The sequence below is a fragment of the Pseudomonas nitroreducens TX1 genome (assembly GCF_000313755.1).
GTDB lineage: Bacteria > Pseudomonadota > Gammaproteobacteria > Pseudomonadales > Pseudomonadaceae > Pseudomonas > Pseudomonas nitroreducens_A.
The window spans coordinates 15,783-33,902 of record NZ_AMZB01000082.1 but is presented as its reverse complement, the minus strand read 5'-3'; the positions used below and the strand labels follow the sequence as shown (position 1 = coordinate 33,902).

Annotated in this window: 13 protein-coding genes; 6 read left to right on the top strand and 7 right to left on the bottom strand. The window is 67.0% G+C overall.

Annotated features, from left to right (window positions below):
• Nucleotides 1-3 precede the first annotated feature (3 nt).
• A complete protein-coding gene (locus tag C167_RS0105300; protein ID WP_017517218.1) occupies nt 4-1,458 on the top strand; it encodes a TrkH family potassium uptake protein in 1,455 nt (484 codons plus the stop codon).
• A gap of 144 nt (nt 1,459-1,602) precedes the next feature.
• On the opposite strand, the gene C167_RS0105295 is transcribed toward C167_RS0105300, so the two are convergent.
• Nucleotides 1,603-2,601, bottom strand: a complete 999-nt coding sequence (locus tag C167_RS0105295) for an AraC family transcriptional regulator (RefSeq protein ID WP_017517217.1) — start codon at nt 2,599-2,601, stop codon at nt 1,603-1,605.
• 147 nt (nt 2,602-2,748) lie between these two features.
• Between C167_RS0105295 and C167_RS0105290 the strand changes: the two genes are divergently transcribed.
• Nucleotides 2,749-3,066: an Mpo1-like protein gene (locus tag C167_RS0105290; protein ID WP_017517216.1), complete on the top strand. Its 318-nt coding sequence runs from the start codon at nt 2,749-2,751 to the stop codon at nt 3,064-3,066.
• A 4-nt stretch (nt 3,067-3,070) separates the two neighbouring features.
• On the opposite strand, the gene C167_RS0105285 is transcribed toward C167_RS0105290, so the two are convergent.
• Entirely contained in the window at nt 3,071-7,387 is a 4,317-nt protein-coding gene (locus tag C167_RS0105285; protein WP_026078819.1) for a DEAD/DEAH box helicase, read from the bottom strand.
• A 112-nt stretch (nt 7,388-7,499) separates the two neighbouring features.
• On the opposite strand from C167_RS0105285, the gene C167_RS0105280 reads away from it, so the two are divergent.
• A complete protein-coding gene (locus C167_RS0105280) occupies nt 7,500-7,868 on the top strand; it encodes a hypothetical protein (RefSeq protein ID WP_017517214.1) in 369 nt (122 codons plus the stop codon).
• Between the two features lie 429 nt (nt 7,869-8,297).
• Here C167_RS0105280 and C167_RS0105275 read toward each other — a convergent pair whose 3' ends face one another.
• Nucleotides 8,298-9,860, bottom strand: coding sequence for a sigma-54-dependent phenylalanine hydroxylase transcriptional regulator PhhR (locus C167_RS0105275; RefSeq protein WP_017517213.1), 1,563 nt, complete (start codon nt 9,858-9,860; stop codon nt 8,298-8,300).
• A 260-nt stretch (nt 9,861-10,120) separates the two neighbouring features.
• Between C167_RS0105275 and phhA the strand changes: the two genes are divergently transcribed.
• From phhA to C167_RS0105260, 3 genes are all read left to right on the top strand, one after another.
• On the top strand, nt 10,121-10,909 hold the full coding sequence (gene phhA, locus C167_RS0105270) for a phenylalanine 4-monooxygenase (protein WP_017517212.1): 789 nt from the start codon (nt 10,121-10,123) through the stop codon (nt 10,907-10,909).
• Nucleotides 10,910-11,014: 105 nt separating this feature from the next.
• Nucleotides 11,015-11,371 (top strand): 4a-hydroxytetrahydrobiopterin dehydratase, encoded by a 357-nt coding sequence (locus C167_RS0105265; RefSeq protein ID WP_017517211.1) that lies wholly within the window; start codon nt 11,015-11,017, stop codon nt 11,369-11,371.
• Entirely contained in the window at nt 11,368-12,564 is a 1,197-nt protein-coding gene (locus C167_RS0105260) for an amino acid aminotransferase (RefSeq protein WP_017517210.1), read from the top strand. Before C167_RS0105265 ends, C167_RS0105260 begins: the two co-directional genes overlap by 4 nt.
• 175 nt (nt 12,565-12,739) lie before the next feature.
• Here the strand turns inward: C167_RS0105260 and C167_RS0105255 are convergent, their stop codons facing one another.
• From C167_RS0105255 to C167_RS0105240, 4 genes are all read right to left on the bottom strand, one after another.
• On the bottom strand, nt 12,740-13,762 hold the full coding sequence (locus C167_RS0105255; protein ID WP_017517209.1) for a transporter: 1,023 nt from the start codon (nt 13,760-13,762) through the stop codon (nt 12,740-12,742).
• Nucleotides 13,763-13,904: 142 nt separating this feature from the next.
• A complete protein-coding gene (locus tag C167_RS32235) occupies nt 13,905-15,077 on the bottom strand; it encodes a TIGR03364 family FAD-dependent oxidoreductase (RefSeq protein ID WP_017517208.1) in 1,173 nt (390 codons plus the stop codon).
• Nucleotides 15,078-15,282: 205 nt separating this feature from the next.
• Nucleotides 15,283-16,308: a putative 2-aminoethylphosphonate ABC transporter substrate-binding protein gene (locus C167_RS0105245; protein WP_017517207.1), complete on the bottom strand. Its 1,026-nt coding sequence runs from the start codon at nt 16,306-16,308 to the stop codon at nt 15,283-15,285.
• A gap of 96 nt (nt 16,309-16,404) precedes the next feature.
• Nucleotides 16,405-18,120 carry a putative 2-aminoethylphosphonate ABC transporter permease subunit gene (locus C167_RS0105240; protein ID WP_017517206.1) on the bottom strand — a complete coding sequence of 572 codons (1,716 nt, stop codon included), beginning with the start codon at nt 18,118-18,120 and terminating at the stop codon, nt 16,405-16,407.

The window sequence follows — 18,120 nt, the reverse complement described above, 5'->3', positions numbered from 1 at the left end:
CGCATGGCCCTGCCGACACTTCGTACTCTCGGATTCATCATCGGCATCTTCGTGATCACGCTGGCGGTCGCCATGCTGGTCCCCATGGCCACCTTGCTGTATTACGGCCGCGCCAACGAGCTGCACCCGTTCATCTGGTCGGCGATCATCACCTTCACCTGCGGCCTGGGCCTGGTCATCCCCGGCCGCCCGGAGCAAGTACACCTGCGCCCGCGGGACATGTACATGCTCACGGTGTCGAGCTGGGTGATCGTCTGCTTCTTCTCCTCCCTGCCCTTCATGTTCGCGAGGCACATCAGCTTCACCGACGCGATCTTCGAGAGCATGTCGGGCATCACCGCCACCGGCTCGACCGTGTTATCCGGGCTGGACAAGATGTCGCCGGGCATCCTCATCTGGCGCTCGCTACTGCACTGGCTGGGCGGTATCGGCTTCATCGCCATGGCGGTGGCGATCCTGCCCATGCTGCGCATCGGTGGCATGCGCCTGTTCCAGACCGAATCCTCCGACCGCTCCGACAAGGTCATGCCGCGCTCGCACATGGTGGCCAAGTACATAGTCGGGGTGTACGTCGCCATCACCATCGCGGGTACCCTGGCCTTCTGGTGGGCCGGCATGGGCCTGTTCGACTCGCTCAACCACGCCATGTCGGCGATCTCCACCGGCGGCTTCTCCACTTCCGACCAGTCGCTGGCCAAGTGGCACCAACCGGCGGTCCACTGGGTCGCGGTGATGGTGATGATCCTGGGCAGCATTCCCTTCGTGCTCTATGTCTCCACCCTGCGCGGCAATCGCAGGGCACTGATCCGCGACCACCAGGTGCATGGTTTCCTCGGTCTGCTGGTGTTCACCTGGCTGGTGATGGGCACCTGGTATTCGGTGAATTCGGGCCTGGCCTGGTTCGACGCCTTCCGTATCGTGGCGGTGAACGTGACCTCCGTGATGACGACCACCGGTTTCGCCCTGGGCGACTACGGCCTTTGGGGTCACTTCTCGATCATGCTGTTCTTCTACCTGGGCTTCATCGGCGGCTGTTCCGGCTCCACCGCCGGCGGTATCAAGATATTCCGCTTCCAGGTGGCCTACACCCTGCTGCGCGCCAGCCTGTACCAGCTGATCCACCCGCGCGCGGTGCTCAAGCAGAGCTACAACGGCCATCGCCTGGACGAAGAGATCGTGCGCTCGATCCTGACCTTCTCGTTCTTCTTCGGCGCCACCGTCGGCGGCCTGGCGCTGGGCCTGTCGTTCCTCGGCCTGGACTGGATGACCTCGCTCACCGGCGCGGCCAGCACCGTAGCCGGCGTCGGCCCGGGCATGGGCCCGATCATCGGCCCCTCGGGCAACTTCGCCTCGCTGCCGGATGCCGCCAAGTGGCTGCTCTGCGGCGGCATGCTGCTGGGGCGTCTGGAGATCATCACCGTGCTGGTGCTGTTCACCCCGGCGTTCTGGCGGCATTGATCGTCCCTGCCACAAAATTTGCAGGATGAATACGCCATAGGATGGTGTGGAGCGCAGCGATACCCCTCATTCCCAGGCGCCGTCTACGCTAGCCGGCTGCGGCAGGCTCGCTCCTACGAAGAGCCGCCGGAGCGTTGCGCCCGCTTACAACCCTTCCCGATACTCCCCCGGCGTCTTGCCGAACCAGCGGCGGAAGGCGCGGAAGAAGTTACTTGGCTCCGAGAACCCCAGCAGGTAGGCGATCTCCAGCAGCGTCATGCGCGGCGTGGCGAGGTACTGCTGGGCCAGCTCGCGGCGGGTATCGTCGAGCAGTTGCTGGTAGCTCGTGCCCTCTTCCTGTAAACGGCGCTGGAGGGTTCGCTCGGACAGGTGCAGCGCCTGCGCCACGCTCTCGCGCTTGGGCTCGCCCTGGGGCAGCAGGCGGCACAGCACCTGGCGCGTCTGGTGGCTGAAGCGGCTGCTGACGAAGCGCGCCAGGTATTCCCCGGCAAAACGGTCGTGCAGGCGCGCCAGCTCCTCATTGGCAGTGGGCAGTGGCGCGCTCATGTCCTCGTGGGAGAACAGCATCGCGCAGTCCGCATGGCCGAAGCTCAGCGGCGCCTGGAACAGCTCGCGGTAGGGTTCACTGTCCGGCGGTGCCTCGCCCGCCAGGCGCACCTGCAGCGGCTTGATCGTCCGCCCGGTGATCCAGCGCAGCATCGCGATCAGGCTCGCCAGCGAGCACTCCGCGCTCTGGCGTGGCACCGGCAGGCGATCACCATGCACCACGATACGGTACAGGCAGCCCTCGGGCAGGCGGCGGAAGGTCAGGTCCGCGCCCTCGGCGATGATCCGCTGGTAGCGCTCCAGGCGCTCGAAGCCCTCGCCCAGGTTGCGGCTGGACATCAGCGCATAGCCCACCACGGGAAATGCCGGGGTATGCACGCGGGCGATGTTCAGGCCGATGGCCGTATTGCCGGACAGCTCCACGGCGCGGTTCCACAGGCGGCTCATGGCATCCTGCGGAAAGCGCGCATCAGGGTCGTCGAGGGCAGCAAAATCCAGCCCCAGTTCGGCGAACAGCGCTCGGCTGTCGAGACCCTCCAGTTCCAGGGACTGGACGATTCCCCGCACCCAGCTGGACAGGGTTGTACGCTCAGGCATGCGTTTTCTTCTGGTTATGGTGGACTTGCGCGCCGCCTCGCTCGGGCGCGTGCGGCGCACGGGGATACTAAACTGGCACCCTATGTCATCCGCAAGTCCGAAGGACACGGCCTACACTGGCGTCATCACAACAACAGGAGGTGCGCCATGAGCACCCAGACCGCCGATCGATTCCAGAGTTTTGCCGAGTTCTACCCCTACTACCTGCAGGAACACAGCAATGCCGTGTGCCGGCGCCTGCATTACGTGGGCAGCCTGCTGGTACTGTCGATCCTCGCCTATGCCCTGTTCAGCGGGCACTGGCTGTGGCTGCTGGCCATGCCGCTGGCCGGCTACGGCTTCGCCTGGGTGGGCCACTTCGTATTCGAGAAGAACCGCCCGGCCACCTTCAAATATCCGCTGTGGTCGCTGATGGGCGACTGGGTAATGCTCAAGGATGCGTTCACCGGGCGTATTCGCTTCTGAGGTTTCAGCGGCGAATCAGCAGTTCCCGCGCGCGGGCCTGGTCGTCCGACGCCAGCTCCGCGAACAGCTCCACTTCGCCGGCGATCAACGCGCCCGCCGGCGTGCCATCGCGGTAGAGCACACGGTTGCCGCTCACCGCCGGCACCTTGCGCCCCGGCAGCAGCGTGCCAGCCAGGTTCAGCGGGTCGACCGCGGAGACCACCACCCATTCGCCGTTCGCCTCGCGGCGACGCACCTCGCGCAGCAGGCCGACGGCTTCGGGCAGGGCGAACTGCTCGCCGGTCAGCCCGGCGACGAAGCGCCCGCCACGGATTTCCCCGCGCGCTTCCAGGCGATGGTAGACCCGCAGCAGGTCGCGCCAGGGCGGCAGCCAGTCGGCCTCGCGGTCCAGCAGGCGCCAGCAGACCACACCGTAGCGGCGCAGCAGGGTCATGGCGACGTGTTCGAGCACTTCCACAGGCAACCGAGCGCCCGGCTCCAGCGAAGCGCGGCGCAGCAGAGCCCAGCGCCCGGCGTCGGCCATGCCGAACAGCGGCGTGCGCGAGCGCCGTTGCGGATGACGCCGCGCCGCCGGCATCAGTAACGCGCGCAGGCCGGCGAAGCTGTCGGCATTCACCCGCCCCGCCGCTACCAACTCGCCCAGTACGGTTTCCAGCTCCGTGCGCAACAGGTGACTGTCGCTGGCCAGCTCTTCGAAGAAGGACGCGCCGTGCTCCTTGAGCACGTCCAGTACCTTGTGGCCCTTGGCGGAAAGCCCGGCATCCGCTTGACCCGCGCAAAGCATGCTCCATTGCGCCATCTGCGCGCGCGGCAGCAGCACGATGGGCGTGCTCTTCAGCGGCCCTCCCCGCCCTCTCACCGCCGTTCGGCCCGGCAGGCGCACCCAGACGATACGACCGGCGCGGCACAGGTCGTCCAGCCAGTTGATCCCGTAGTCGGCCACACGGCTGGGCAGGATGTCGCTTTCCCAGGCGCTGGCGGCGGCCTGGAAGCCCTCCAGCTGGCTGAGCACACCGGCCAGCGACTCCGCCCCGCGAGTCCGCGTTCCGGCAGAGACGCGCTGCCAGTCGAACAGGAAGCGCATGAAATCCGCCCGCGCCACCGGTTCGATCTCCCGGCGCAGACGCTTGACCGTGTAACGATGGATGCGCGCCAGCAGGTGGCGCTCGCACCATTCTTCCTCGGCGGCGCCGGGTGTAAAGCGCCCGCGCAGCACGTAGCCTTCCCGCTCCAGGCTGGCCAGGGCGAAGCTGGCATCGCCTGCGGAAATGCCCAGGTCCTGCGCCAGTTCATGCACCCGCCGCGGGCCGAAACCGGTCAGGCGCGCCCGCACCAGTTCGACTTGCGCCTCGTCGGCCGTGCAGGTTTCCCGCAGCGCTGGCGGCAGGTCGAGCACGGGTTCGGCCGTGGCCTGCGGATGTATTGCATGCCATTGGCTCACCCGCTCCGCTGCCACCCAAACGGCGCCGGCGGGCAACTGCAGGCAAGTCGCCCGGCCGGCCTTGGTCAACCCGTCGAGCAGCCGCGGCCAGCCCTCATTGGCCTGTGCTTCGCTATCGCGGATACCGCCCAGGCCGGTCAGCGCCTCGTGCATTTCATCGGCATCGCGCGCCTGCGGCCAGACCTCGGCGCGCACCGCGGCGATGGCTTCGGCATCCAGCGCGCCAAGGTCATCGGCGCTTTCCGGGTCGGTCCAACGGCGGCTCTGCACGGCCTGGGTGCGGCGCTCTTCCAGCGGCGCATCGTCAAGAAAAGCGTAGGGACTGGCCGACAACACTTCCGCCGCCAGCGGCGACGGCGCCGGCAGGTCGCGCGCCAACAAGGTGATTTCGCCACGCTCCATGCGCCGCAGCAGCGCCAGCCAGCCTTCGCTGTCCATGGCCTCGTGCAGGCAGTCGTCGAGGGTCTGCGCCACCAGTGGATGATCGGGAATCTCGCGCTCGCCGACGATGTTCTCCAGGCACGCGACCTGATCGGGGAACACCGAGGCCAGCAGGTCTTCGCTGCGCATGCGCTGCAGCGGCGGCGGTACCTTGCGGCCACCGGAAAACCGCGGCAAGGCCAGCGCGGTGGCGGCGTTCCAGCGCCAGCGCACGCCGAACAGCGGCGCATCGAGCAGCGCCTGGATCAGTACCTGCTCGGCAGTATGGGAGTGCAGGTAGCGCCACACTTCGTCCAGCGCGAAGCTGTGGCTGGTGGCCAGGGAGAGAACGATGGCGTCCTCGGTGGCAGCGGCCTGAAGCTCGAAATTGAAAGTGCGGCAGAAGCGCTTGCGCAGTGCCAGGCCCCAGGCGCGGTTCACACGACTGCCGTAGGGCGAATGAAGAACCAGCTGCATGCCGCCGGACTCGTCAAAGAAACGCTCCAGAATCAGCGTCCTGCGCGTGGGCAGCGCGCCCAGGGCGTGACGGGCGCGCGCCAGGTACTCCACCAACTGCCGCGCCGCGCCCTCGCCGAGGCCCAACTGGCCCTGCAGCCAGTCGATGGCGCGTGCCAGCGGTTCGGCTTCGTCCTGCCCCTGCGCAAGCAGTTCGTCCAGTTGTCCGCGCAGGCGTGCAACGCTGGCCGACAACTCGTCGCTGCGCCCAGGCGCCTCGCCGAGCCAGAAAGGAATGTTCGGCGGCTGGCCGTGGGCGTCCTCGACCCGCACCCGCCCCGGCTCGACGCGCATGATGCGATAGGAGACATTGCCCAGTTGGAACACGTCGCCGGCCAGGCTTTCCACGGCGAAGTCCTCGTTCACCGTGCCGACGTTGAGCCCCTGGGGTTCCAGCACCACGCTGTAATCACCCGACTCGGGGATGGTGCCGCCCGAGGTCACGGCCGCCAGCCTGGCGCCACGTCGGCCACGCAGGCGCTGGTGCACGGCGTCGCGGTGCAGATAGGCGCCACGCTGGCCGCTGCGGCTGGCGTAACCCTCGGCCAGGGTGCGCAGCAGGGCGTCGAAGCTTTCCCGGTCGAGGTCGGCATAGGGCTGCGCCGCGGTGAAAAGTACGAACAGCGCATCCTCCTGCCATTCCCGGCAGGCCACCTCGGCGATGATCTGCTGGGCCAGGACATCCAGCGGCGCATGGGGAATGCTCAACGTATCGAGCTCGTTGCGACGGACGCTGTCGAGCAGCGCCACGCACTCGATCAGGTCGTCCCGCGAGGTCGGGAACAGCCGCCCCTTGGGCGTCCCGCCGACACTGTGGCCGGAGCGTCCGACACGCTGCAGGAAGGCCGCGATGGAGCGCGGCGAGCTGATCTGGCAGACCAGCTCCACGTCGCCGATATCGATGCCCAATTCCAGCGAGGCGGTGGCGACCAGCACGCGCAGCTGACCGGCCTTGAGCCGCCGCTCGGCTCCCAGGCGCTGCTCCTTGGACAGGCTGCCATGGTGCGCCGCCACCCAGCCGGCACCGATGCGCTCGGCCAGGTGCCGGGTGATGCGTTCGGACAGACGCCGGGTGTTGACGAAGATGAGCGTGGTGCGGTGCTGGTTGGCCAGCTCGGCCAGGCGGTCATAGACCTTGTCCCAGACATCGTGGGACATCACCGCTTCCAGCGGCGCCGCAGGCACTTCCAGACCCAGGTCGCGCTGGCGGGTATAGCCGATGTCGACGATGCGGCAGGCCTGGTGACGACCTACGAGGAAGCGCGCCACCGCCTCGATGGGCTTCTGCGTGGCAGACAGGCCGATCCGCACCAGCGGCCCCTCGCACAGCGCCTGCAGGCGCTCCAGCGACAGCGCCAGGTGGCTGCCGCGCTTGCTCGCGGCGATGGCATGGATTTCATCGACTATCACGCTGCGCGCGCCGGCCAGCATGGCCCGGCCGGATTCCGAGCCGAGCAGTACGTAGAGCGATTCCGGCGTGGTGACCAGGATGTGCGGCACGCGCCGGCGCATGGCCTCGCGCTCGCTGGACGTCGTGTCGCCCGTACGCACCGCGGTGCGGATGTCCACTTCCGGCAGGCCCCGCTCCACGAGGGACGCTCGAATGCCCGCCAGGGGTTCTTCGAGGTTGATGCGGATATCGTTGGACAGCGCCTTGAGCGGCGAGACATAGACCACCGTGGTCCGGTCCGGCAGCGCACCGCCGTTCGCCAGTCCCTCGCGAACCAGCGCGTCGATGGCCGAGAGGAACGCCGTGAGCGTCTTGCCTGACCCGGTGGGCGCCGCCACCAGCGTCGATTCCCCGGCCTGGATCGCCGGCCAGGCCTCGATCTGCGCCTGGGTCGGCGCGGAAAAGTGCGCACGGAACCAGCCGGCCACCGCCGGATGGAAAGCGGTCAGCACATCGGCTCGCCGGGCGCGGGAAGAGGTTCGAGGGGCAGTCATGCAGACCAATATGGTGCTGCGCGAAGCCCGTCACAAGGACCGCTGATCGCGCCTCGCCGCGGGCCGCGCCAGCCATTACTCTTCAGTCATCCACCCGGCGGAATGACATTCGATGAGCGACCGCGATCGCGACTATTACTGGGAGCAGGTCCGGCAACAGAACCGGCAGACGCCGCCCGAAGGCCCGAAACGCAACTGGCGGATGCTGGTCAAGCCGCTGCTGTGGTTTCTCGTTCCGTTGCTGATCCTCGCCGCCGGCACCGCCCTGTGGCGCGATCCGGCCAGCCATGCCTGGCTGGCGGAGCGCTGGGTGGTGCTGCAAAGCCGGCTGGGCCTTTCTCCGACCGAAGTCGGCGCGGCGCCCGCGGCCTCGCCCTATAGCGACAGCCCACGTAAGCTGTCCGACTGCATCAAGCCGGGGAATGTGATCGACGATGAGGTACGGGCTTGCGTGAAGGGGTACCGGCCCAGGACCTGGTGACAGAAGTCCCGCAACCCTAAGAACGGATCGCGGATAAGATCTCTACGCGAAGTACGTCATGCTGCCACGTGAAGTATTCCAGAGAAACATCCGCACGCACCAGACGGCCCCTTTCAGGAGGCCTCGTTGGATTGGAGTTTCAGGGGTTGAGCGGCATGGATGCCGCGAGATCCACGATGGGCCAGGGATGGCCCGTCGTGGCGTGCCCCTGAAACTTCGATCCAACGAGGGGATTTTTCGCCTAAGCGAAAAACCGGATGGAGGGGCAAGACCTTTGGTTACTTTGCGTCGCTTGGCAAAGTAACTCGCCCGAGGGGGCGAAACACAAAGGTCATGCGTACGCCGAAGCGACGCAGAAACACCCAAGTCACAGTGCGCTGGCCTTTCCGGCGGATCGCAGGCAGGGCTCGCCCCTACAGGGGAGCGCGGTCAGGACTCCTCGTTCTGTCCCAACCCATGCTGCCGCAACTTGTTGGCAATGGTGGTGTGCGACACCCCCAGGCGCTTGCCCAGTTGCCGGCTGCTCGGATGTTCTCGATAGAGCCGCTCCAGAACGGCCCTCTCGAACCGCCCGACGATGGCATCCAGCCCGCCTTCCAGGGAGAAATCCCCCAGCGGATGCGGTGCGCCATAGTCCGGCAGGCGGATGTGCTCGGGGCGGATGGTGCCGCCTTCGCACAGCGAGACCGCCTGGAACAGCGCGTTCTCCAGCTGCCGTACGTTACCCGGCCAGTGGTAGCGGCCCAGGCGATCCAGTGCCTGCGGCGAGAGCTTGGGCAGCGCACAGCCGATCTGCCGGCTGGCCTGGTCGAGGAAGTGCTCCACCAGCGGCTCCAGGCCGTCCAGGCATTCGCGCAGCGGCGGAATGTGCAGCGACAGCACGTTGAGACGGTGGTAGAGGTCCTGGCGGAATTCGCCCTTGGTGCAGAGCTCGGACAGGTCCACCTGGGTCGCGCAGATCACCCGCACATCCAGGTACACCTCCTCGTCGCTGCCCACGCGGCGGAAGCAGCCGTCCTGCAGGAAGCGCAACAGCTTGGCCTGCAGGCGCGGGCTCATCTCGCCGACACCGTCGAGGAACAGCGTGCCGCCGGCGGTCAGCTCCAGCAGGCCGAGCTTGCCTTCCGGGCGCGCGCCCTCAAAGGCGCCGGGGCCGTAGCCGAACAGTTCGGTCTCGGCCATGGATTCGGGCAGGCCGGCGCAGTTCAGCGCCATGAATGGCGACTGCCCGCGCGGGCTGGCGAGGTGGCAGGCGCGGGCCAGCAGCTCCTTGCCGGTGCCGGTCTCGCCTTCGATCAGCAGTGGCGCGTCCAGCGGCGCCATGCGACGTGCCTCGCGCACCACGGCAGCCATCACCCGCGAACTCTGGAAGATGCTGTCGAAGCCGCGCAGCTCCAGGCGCCGTACGTTGTAGATGCGCTCGCCGACGCGGTCGGCACGGTGCAGGGTGAGCACGGCGCCGGCCAATGCTTCGCTTTCGTCGTGTTCAGTCTGCAGCGGCGCGATGTCGGCGAGGAACACATCGCCCTTCACCTTCACCCGCAGGCCATTGATGCGTGCCTTGTTGGCCCGCACCAGTTCCGGCAGGTCGAGGTCCTCGACGTAGCGCGACAGCGGTATGCCCGGCACTTCGTCGACGCGAACGCCCAGCAACTGGGCGGCGGCGCGGTTGCCCGCGACTATCTGCCCGGCCATGTCGATGGACAGCACCGGGAATTCCAGCGCCGCCAGCAGCGCATTCAATTCCAGGTGACGGCGCTCGCTGGGCATCAGGCCGACGCGCTTGACGCCGAAGACACCGGGCACCGCTTCGAGCTTGGGCTTGAGCGACTGGAACTGCAGGTTGATGAGGTTCGGGCACAGCAGGTAGATGGCGTTGCCCTGCTCGCCGCCGACCTCGCCGCGATTGACGTTGATGCCGTAGTCGACCAGCAGGTTGAGGATGTCGCGCAGGATGCCGACGCGGTTCTGGCAGTGCACTTTGATGCGCATGGCGGGCCCGTGGTTGTCATTGTGGTGGGCGCTCCGGCACGGATTTTCGCCAGTTGGCCGGAATTTACCGTCAAGAATATGTGACAGATGACCGCACCTTCAAGCCATTGCCGGGTGCGCTCGCCGCGCAGCGTAATTATTTCTTTACGAATTACCGCGCATGGTGCTTGCCAGAGCCGCACCGAGGGGGCTGTTCGCCGGCACGCGCCGCGCTATTTGTGAGTCATCACAAGAACAGGCAGCTCGACGCCGGAGGCTCCATGAAGACAACGCAGTACGTGGCCCGCCAACCTGACGAAGACGGTTTCATCCACTATCCGGAAACCGAGCATCAGGTCTGGAACACCCTGATCACCCGTCAATTGAAAGTGATCGAGGGCCGCGCTTGTCAGGAATACCTGGACGGCATCGAGCAGCTCGGACTGCCCCATGAGCGCATCCCGCAACTGGGCGAAGTCAACCGGGTGCTCCAGGCCGCCACCGGCTGGCGTGTGGCGCGGGTGCCGGCGCTGATCCCCTTCCAGACCTTCTTCGAACTGCTGGCCAGCCAGCAGTTCCCCGTCGCCACCTTCATCCGCACCCCGGAAGAGCTGGACTACCTGCAGGAGCCGGACATCTTCCACGAGATATTCGGCCACTGCCCGCTGCTCACCAACCCCTGGTTCGCCGAGTTCACCCACACCTACGGCAAGCTCGGCCTGGCCGCCAGCAAGGAGGAACGGGTATTCCTCGCCCGCCTCTACTGGATGACCATCGAATTTGGCCTGCTGGATACCCCGCAGGGCCTGCGCATCTACGGCGGAGGTATCCTCTCGTCGCCCAAGGAGACGGTCTACAGCCTCTCCGGCGAACCCGAGCACAAGGCCTTCGACCCGCTGGAATGCATGCGCACGCCGTACCGCATTGACATCCTGCAGCCCCTGTATTTCGTGCTGCCCGAGCTCAAGCGCCTGTTCGACCTGGCCCATGAGGACATCATGGCGCTGGTGCGCGAAGCCATGCGCCTGGGCCTGCACGCGCCGAAGTTTCCGCCGAAGCAGGCCGCCTGATCCGCTGCAATCGATCCCATCTGTGCCTAGGATGAGACAGGCTCGCGAGCCTAAGATGGTTCGCGGGCGCACTCCTATGCCACCCCACGACAAGGAGAACCTTTGATGACCGCACTCACCCAAGCCCATTGCGAAGCCTGCCGCGCCGACGCCCCGAAGGTGTCCGACGAAGAACTGGCGGTGCTGATCAAGCAGATTCCGGACTGGAACATCGAGGTCCGCGACAATCACATGGAACTGGAGCGGGTCTTCCTGTTCAAGAACTTCAGGCACGCCCTGGCCTTCACCAACGCGGTGGGCGCCATTGCCGAGGAAGAAGGCCACCACCCCGACCTGCTGACCCAATGGGGCAAGGTCACCGTCACCTGGTGGAGCCACGAGCTCAAGGGCCTGCACCGTAACGACTTCATCATGGCCGCACGCACCGACGAGCTGGCCGCGAAAGCAGAGGGACGCAAATGAGCCATTTCGCCAAGGTCACCCGCGTACCGGGCGACCCGATCCTGGGCCTGCTCGAAGCCTACCGGGCGGACCCCAATCCCGCGCGGCTCGACCTTGGCGTGGGCGTCTACAAGGACGCCCAGGGCCTCACGCCGATCCCGCGCGCGGTGAAGCTCGCCGAACAGCGCCTGGTGGACAGCGAGACGACCAAGAGCTACGTCGGTAGCCACGGAGATGCACTGTTCGCCGCGCGCCTGTGCGAGCTGGTACTGGGCGTCACCTCGCCGCTGCTGGCCGACTCCCGCGCCGATGCCACGCAGACGCCCGGCGGCACCGGCGCCCTGCGCCTGGCGGCGGAGTTCATCGCCCACTGCCTGCCGGGCAAGAACATCTGGCTGAGCGACCCGACCTGGCCGATCCACGAAACGCTGTTCGCCGCCGCCGGCGTGCCGATCAAGCACTACCCCTACGTCGGCGCGGACAATCGCCTCGACGCGGACGCCATGTTCGCCATGCTGGAGAAGATCCCCCAGGGCGACGTGGTGCTGCTGCATGCCTGCTGCCACAACCCCACCGGCTTCGACCTCGATCACACGCAGTGGCAGCGCGTGCTGGAGATCGTCCGCCGCCGCGAACTGCTGCCGCTGCTGGATTTCGCCTACCAGGGCTTGGGCGACGGGCTGGAAGAGGACGCCTACTCCGTGCGCCTGTTCGCCCAGAGCCTGCCGGAGGTGCTGATCACCAGCTCCTGCTCGAAGAACTTCGGCCTCTACCGCGACCGCGTCGGCGCGCTGATCGTCTGCGCCGAGAACGCCGACAAGCTCACCGACATCCGCAGCCAGCTGGCGCTGTTCGCCCGCAACCTGTGGTCCACCCCGCCGGCACACGGCGCGGAAGTGGTCGCCACCATCCTGGGCGACCCGGAACTGAAGAACCTCTGGCTGGACGAGCTGGACGGCATGCGCGGGCGCATCGCCGACCTGCGCGTCGGCCTGGTGGAAGCCCTGCGCCCCCACGGGCTGGCGGAGCGCTTCGCACACATCGCCCTCCAGCGCGGCATGTTCTCCTACACCGGCCTGCAGGCCGAGCAGGTGCGCATCCTGCGCGAGGAGCACAGCATCTACCTGGTGAGCAGCGGCCGCGCCAACATCGCCGGGCTCGACGGCGAGCGCCTGGATCACCTGGCGGCAGCCATCGCCCGCGTCTGCCGCTGACGACGAATTCTTCCCCCTCGACCGGCCATTGGGCCGGTCTTTTTTTGCCCGGAAATCGGGGCCCTGCCTTACCTGTAGGAGCGAGCTTGCTCGCGAACGGTATCAACCGGCTGCTCTGGTGCCGGGGTTGTTCGCGAGCACGCTTGCTCCTGCAAAGTGCCCCTGCCGACGCTGGTCAGTAATCGTCGCGCTTGCGGAACGCCCAGCGCCCGGCCAGGGCGGTGAAGCTGGCCACCAGCACGACCAGAATCCAGAACCCCTCCGGGTCGCTGGAGAAGGGAATACCGCCGACGTTCATGCCGAAGAAGCCGGCGATGATATTGATCGGCAACGCCAGCACCGTGACCACGGTGAGGGTGAACAGCGTGCGGTTGCTCTGCTCGTTGATCTTCGCGGCGATCTCTTCCTGCAGCAGCTTGATGCGTTCGCCCAGCGCGGTAAGGTCGTTGATCACCAGGGAAAACTCCTCGGTGGCCTCGCGCAGCACGCGCACGTCGTCCTCCGTCAGCCACACCGGCGGGCGGTTGAGCAGGCGCATCAGCGAGCCCGGCTCCAGCGCCAGCAGGCGTTGCAGGCGCACCAGCACGCGACGCATGGCGCCCAGGTCGGCGCGGCTGGCGGAGAGGCGGGAAGACAGCAGTTGGTCTTCGATGCGGTCCACGCTGATGCTGGTCTCGCGGACGATGCGGGTGAGGATTTCGCCCTGGTCGCGCAGCAGGTGAACCAGCAGCTCCAGCGGCGAATTGAAGCGCTCGCCGTGCTTCACCGAGGAGCGCAGCGTATCCACCGAGCGCAGCGGCTGCGCACGGGCGGTGACCAGCAGGCGGCCACGGGCGCAGACCCAGAGGGTGGCGACGTCCGAGGACATGCGGCTGCCGAAATCGAACACCACATCGTTGACCACCGCCAGCAGCGCGCCATCCACATGCTCGATGCGGGTGGAACGCGAGCCTTCGCGCAGGGTCTCGAAGAAGTAGTCGGGCAGCTCCAGGTGCGACTTCATCCAGCGCTCGCAGGCCGCGTGCGCGAGGTTCAAATGCAGCCAGAGGAATTCATCTGCCGCGCGTGGCTCCCGCAGGCGTTGCAGGGCGGTGGGTGAGTCGATCTCCAGGCCGGGCTGGTCGGGGCGGAAGCTGAAGCCATAAAGCAGGCCGAACAGGTCGGAATCCTGATGGCTCTGGACGATGCTGTGGTTCATGGGGCTGCGGTTCTGGAGGCCGTAATGCGGGCTTGAAACCGGCCCTGTAGGAGCGAGCTAGCTCGCGAACCCGCACGGCACGGACTGTTCGCGAGCAAGCTCGCTCCTACGAAGAGCAGATCACGCCCGCCCTCTGGTGTTATCAGAGGCCCATGACCGACGGATGACAGCCATGTGACAGGCCTCCGCCAAACAGGCCGGCGACAGTCCGTTCGCCCAGCGCCGGACCGATGCTCATGCCCACGCCGGTATGCATCAGCACGGCGGTGACGCGGTCGGCGGCCTGCAGCACCGAGAACGGCCCCGGCCCGCGTGAGCCATACACGCCCTGCCAGCGCTCGACCACCTCCACACGCATGCCCAGGGTGTCCTCGGCCAGCTCCAGCAGCAGCCGGTCGACGAACTCGGCGTTGAACGGCGCGGCATCGCTGCCGTAGTGGTGGGAGTCGCCGATGATCAGCTCGCCATGGGGCGTCGGGCTGATCAGCAGGTGGATGCCCTGCTCTTCCAGCTCCGGTGTCTCGCGGCGGATCTGCTCGCGCACCGCCTCGGCTTCGGGCAGATCGGAGAAGGCGCCGTAATGCACGCAACTCAGGCCGGTGAGGATCGAATGGGCGAGACCGAAGTCGACCTGCGGACGGGCGCGCAGCATCTGCAGGCGGCACACCTGCGGTTCCAGCGGCGCGATGGCCTCGGCCAGCAGCGTCTGGTAGTCATGCCCGGAGCAGACGATCACCTGCCCGGCGGTGAAGGTGCCCGCCGTCGTGCGCAGCACGCCGGTGTCGACGTCACGCACCAGGGTGGAGAAGTGGAACGCCACGCCATACTCGCGGCGCAGGTAGTCGATCAAGCTTGGCAGCGCCTCGCGGGAATACAGCTGCTGGTCGTCGAAGCCGAGCAGCGCGGCGCGGTGATGGCGGAAGTGCCCCTGGTAGAGGTCGTTCAGCTCGCTGCCGCGCAGCAGGCCCACCCGGTAGTCCAGCGCCTTCGCGCGGCCGGCGCAGAAGGCTTCCAGCAGATGCTCTTCGGCCTCGGTGCGAGCGAACAGCAACGAACCGTTGCGCCGCAGGGAGAACCCGGCGCCTTCCGCCCATTGCGCCCAGATCGGCCGGCTGGCCCGTGCCAGGTCGGACATCACGCCCGGCGGCTGGCCGGTGACCAGCGCCTGGCCGAAGTTGCGTATCGAGGCGCCCAGGGGAGTGGCGGTGCGTTCGAAGACACGCACGGAAAGCCCGCGACGGGCGGCGGCATAGGCGTGGGAAAGGCCGAGGATACCGGCGCCGACGATGGCGACGTCGCAGTGGGTGTGGCTCATGGGGGTATTTCCTGCGTGGCGAAGAGCCCCTCTCCCCCGCCCTCTCCCTGAAGGGAGAGGGAGCTCTCCTCTGCGAAGAGAAACCCTGAGTTCATCCTGAAACCATCAAAGGCACAGGCAGACGCTGAAACCGAACCAACACACCGAACAGCCCCCTCTCCCTTCAGGGAGAGGGTTGGGGAGAGGGAGCCATCGGTGTCAAACCTTACTTCTGCGCCACTTTCTCCGACTTGCCGTCATAGCGCTTGCGCCACTCGGCGAGGATCTCGTCGCGGTTCTTCGAGGCCCAGGCGAAGTCGTTCTTGATCAGGCGCTGCTCATAGTCGGCCGGCAGTTCGGTCTGCGGCTTGGCGATGCCCGGCTGGGCCAGCACGGCGAAGTTTTCCTTGTACAGCTCCATGGCTTTCGGGCTGGCGGAGAAGTCGGCGAGTTTCTTCGCGGCGGCTTCATGCTGGGTGCCTTTCACGATACCCGTGGCTTCGATTTCCCAGCCCAGGCCTTCCTTGGGCAGGACGATGTCCAGCGGCGCGCCCTGGCGCTTGAGCTGCACGGCCGGGTACTCGAAGGAGATGCCGATCGGGAACTCGCCGGCGGCGGCCAGCTTGCACGGCTTGGAGCCGGAGTGGACGTACTGGCCGATGTTCTCGTGCAAGGCGTCCATGTAGGCCCAGCCCTGCTTCTCGCCGAAGGTCTGCAGCCAGGCGGAGACATCGAGGAAGCCGGTGCCGGAGGACGCCGGGTTGGGCATGACGATCTTGCCCTTGTACTCGGGCTTGGTCAGGTCCTGCCAGCTCACCGGCTTCTCCAGGCCCAGCTTCTCGGCCTCGACCGTGTTGAAGCAGATGGTCGCGGCCCAGACGTCCATGCCGACCCACGCCGGCGGGTTGGCCGGGTCGCGGTAGTTCTTGCCGATGGCGTCCAGGTGCTTGGGCGCGTATTTCTCCAGCATGCCCTGCTGATCGAGGATGGCCAGGCTGGAAGCAGCCAGGCCCCAGACGGCGTCGGCCTGCGGACGGTCCTTCTCGGCCAGCAGCTTGGCGGTGACGATGCCGGTGGAGTCGCGCACCCACTTGATCTTGATGTCCGGGTTCTCGGCTTCGAAGGCCTGCTTGTAGGCGGTCAGCTGTTCCGGCTCCAGGGCGGTGTAGACGGTCAGTTCGGTGTCGGCGGCGTGGGCCTGGGCGGCGAAACCGGCCACCACGGCGGCGGCGAGGGCAAGACGTTTGAACATGTGGAGCTCCTTGGCAGTGTGGGTCTCCCGCTCGGGGCGGGTTTGTCAGGGGTTGAGCCCGGCAGAGTGGATGCCAGGCGACAGCGTCCAGCGGTGTTACGGGTTCGCGCCCTTCCTCCAGGCCTGGGAGCGGCGCAACAGGCCGCGCGAGGTGCCGGCCAGCAGCAGCGACACGGCCGCGGAGGTGAGCAGGATCAGGGTCGACATGGCGGCGGCGCCGCCGACGTTGCCGGAGTCGTCCATGTTCAGCACGGCGACGGCGGCGAGGATGGTGTCCGGGTTGTAGAGGAAGATCGCCGCCGACACCGTGGTCATCGCCGAGACGAACAGGTAGCGGGTGATGTCCAGCAGCGCCGGCAGGCAGATCGGCACGGTGACGCGCAGGTAGTGGCGCCACAGCGGCATCTTCAGCGACAGCGCGGCAGCCTCGAACTCGCCGTCGAGCTGGCGCAGCGCGGCGGTGGCGGTCATCTGCGCGGTGGTCAGGTAGTGGGCGATGGTGCACACCACCAGCAGCGCCATGCTGCCGTAGAACACATGCAGCGGGTTGCCCGGCAGGTTGAAGAAGAACACGTAGCCCAGGCCCAGCACGAGGCCCGGCACGGCCATCGGCACGAAGCACAACATGCGCAGCAGTTGGCTCAGCCAGCGCTGCTCGCGGGTCTTCTCGATCAGGTAGGCGCCGGTGAAGATCAGCGCGCTGCCGATGATCGCGGTGCACGCGGCCAGGGTCAGGCTGTTGCGGTAGGCCAGCCAGCCGCCGCCGGCGGTGGTGTTGAAGTCGTAGTGGTTGAGCGACAACGAGAGGTTGTAGGGCCAGAACTTCACCAGCGAGGAGTACACGGCCATGCCCAGCACGCCCAGCAGCACCGCGCTGATCAGCGCGACGATGGCGAGGAAGGCGGCATCGCGGCGACGCGACGGCTTGGGATGGTAGACCTGTGCACGGCCGCTCATGGCGTCGCCCTGGCGGCGGCGCAGCCAGGTGTCGACGGCGAAGCTGAGCAGCGCCGGCAGCAGGAGGATCATGCCGATCTGCGCGCCACGGCCGAACTGCTGCTGGCCGACCACCGCCTTGTAGGCTTCCAGCGCCAGCACCTGATAGTCGCCGCCCACCACGACCGGCACGCCGAAGTCGGTGATGGTCAGGGTGAACACCAGGCAGAAGGCCGCGAACACGCCCTGGCGCGACGCCGGCCAGGTGATGCTGCGGAAGGCTTTCCACGGACCGGCGCCCATGCTGGAGGCAGCGTCGAACAGGCGCGCATCGGCCAGCGACAGCGCGGACAACAGGATCATCAGCGCATGGGGGAAGGTGTAGATGGCCTCGCCGAGGACGATGCCCCAGAAACCATAGATATTGTCCGGCAGCAGATGGCGCAGCAGGCCCTGGTTACCGAACAGGTAGATCAGCGCGATGCCCGGCAGCATCGACGGCGCCAGCAGCGGCAGCAGGGAAATCCCGCGCCACAGGCCCTTGGCCGGGATCAGCGTGCGTTGCAGCGCGTAGGCGAACAGGTACGCCGCCGGCACGACGATGCACGCTACGCTCAGCGAAACCTTCAGGCTGTTGCCCAGCAGCCAGTGGAAGTTGTCGCTGCGCAGCAACTCGCCCATGGCGCCGACACCACCGCCCTGCCCCGCTTCGCCGCTGAAGCCGCGCCAGAAAATGGCCAGCAGCGGCATCAATACCGCGAGCGTCAGCAGGACCAGCAGCAGGTACTTGCCGCCCCGGACGAACAGGCGATCCCCCAGATCGCCGCGAATCTTGCCGGCGGTCAACGCCGGGCTGTGTTTCACCACCGCTTCCAT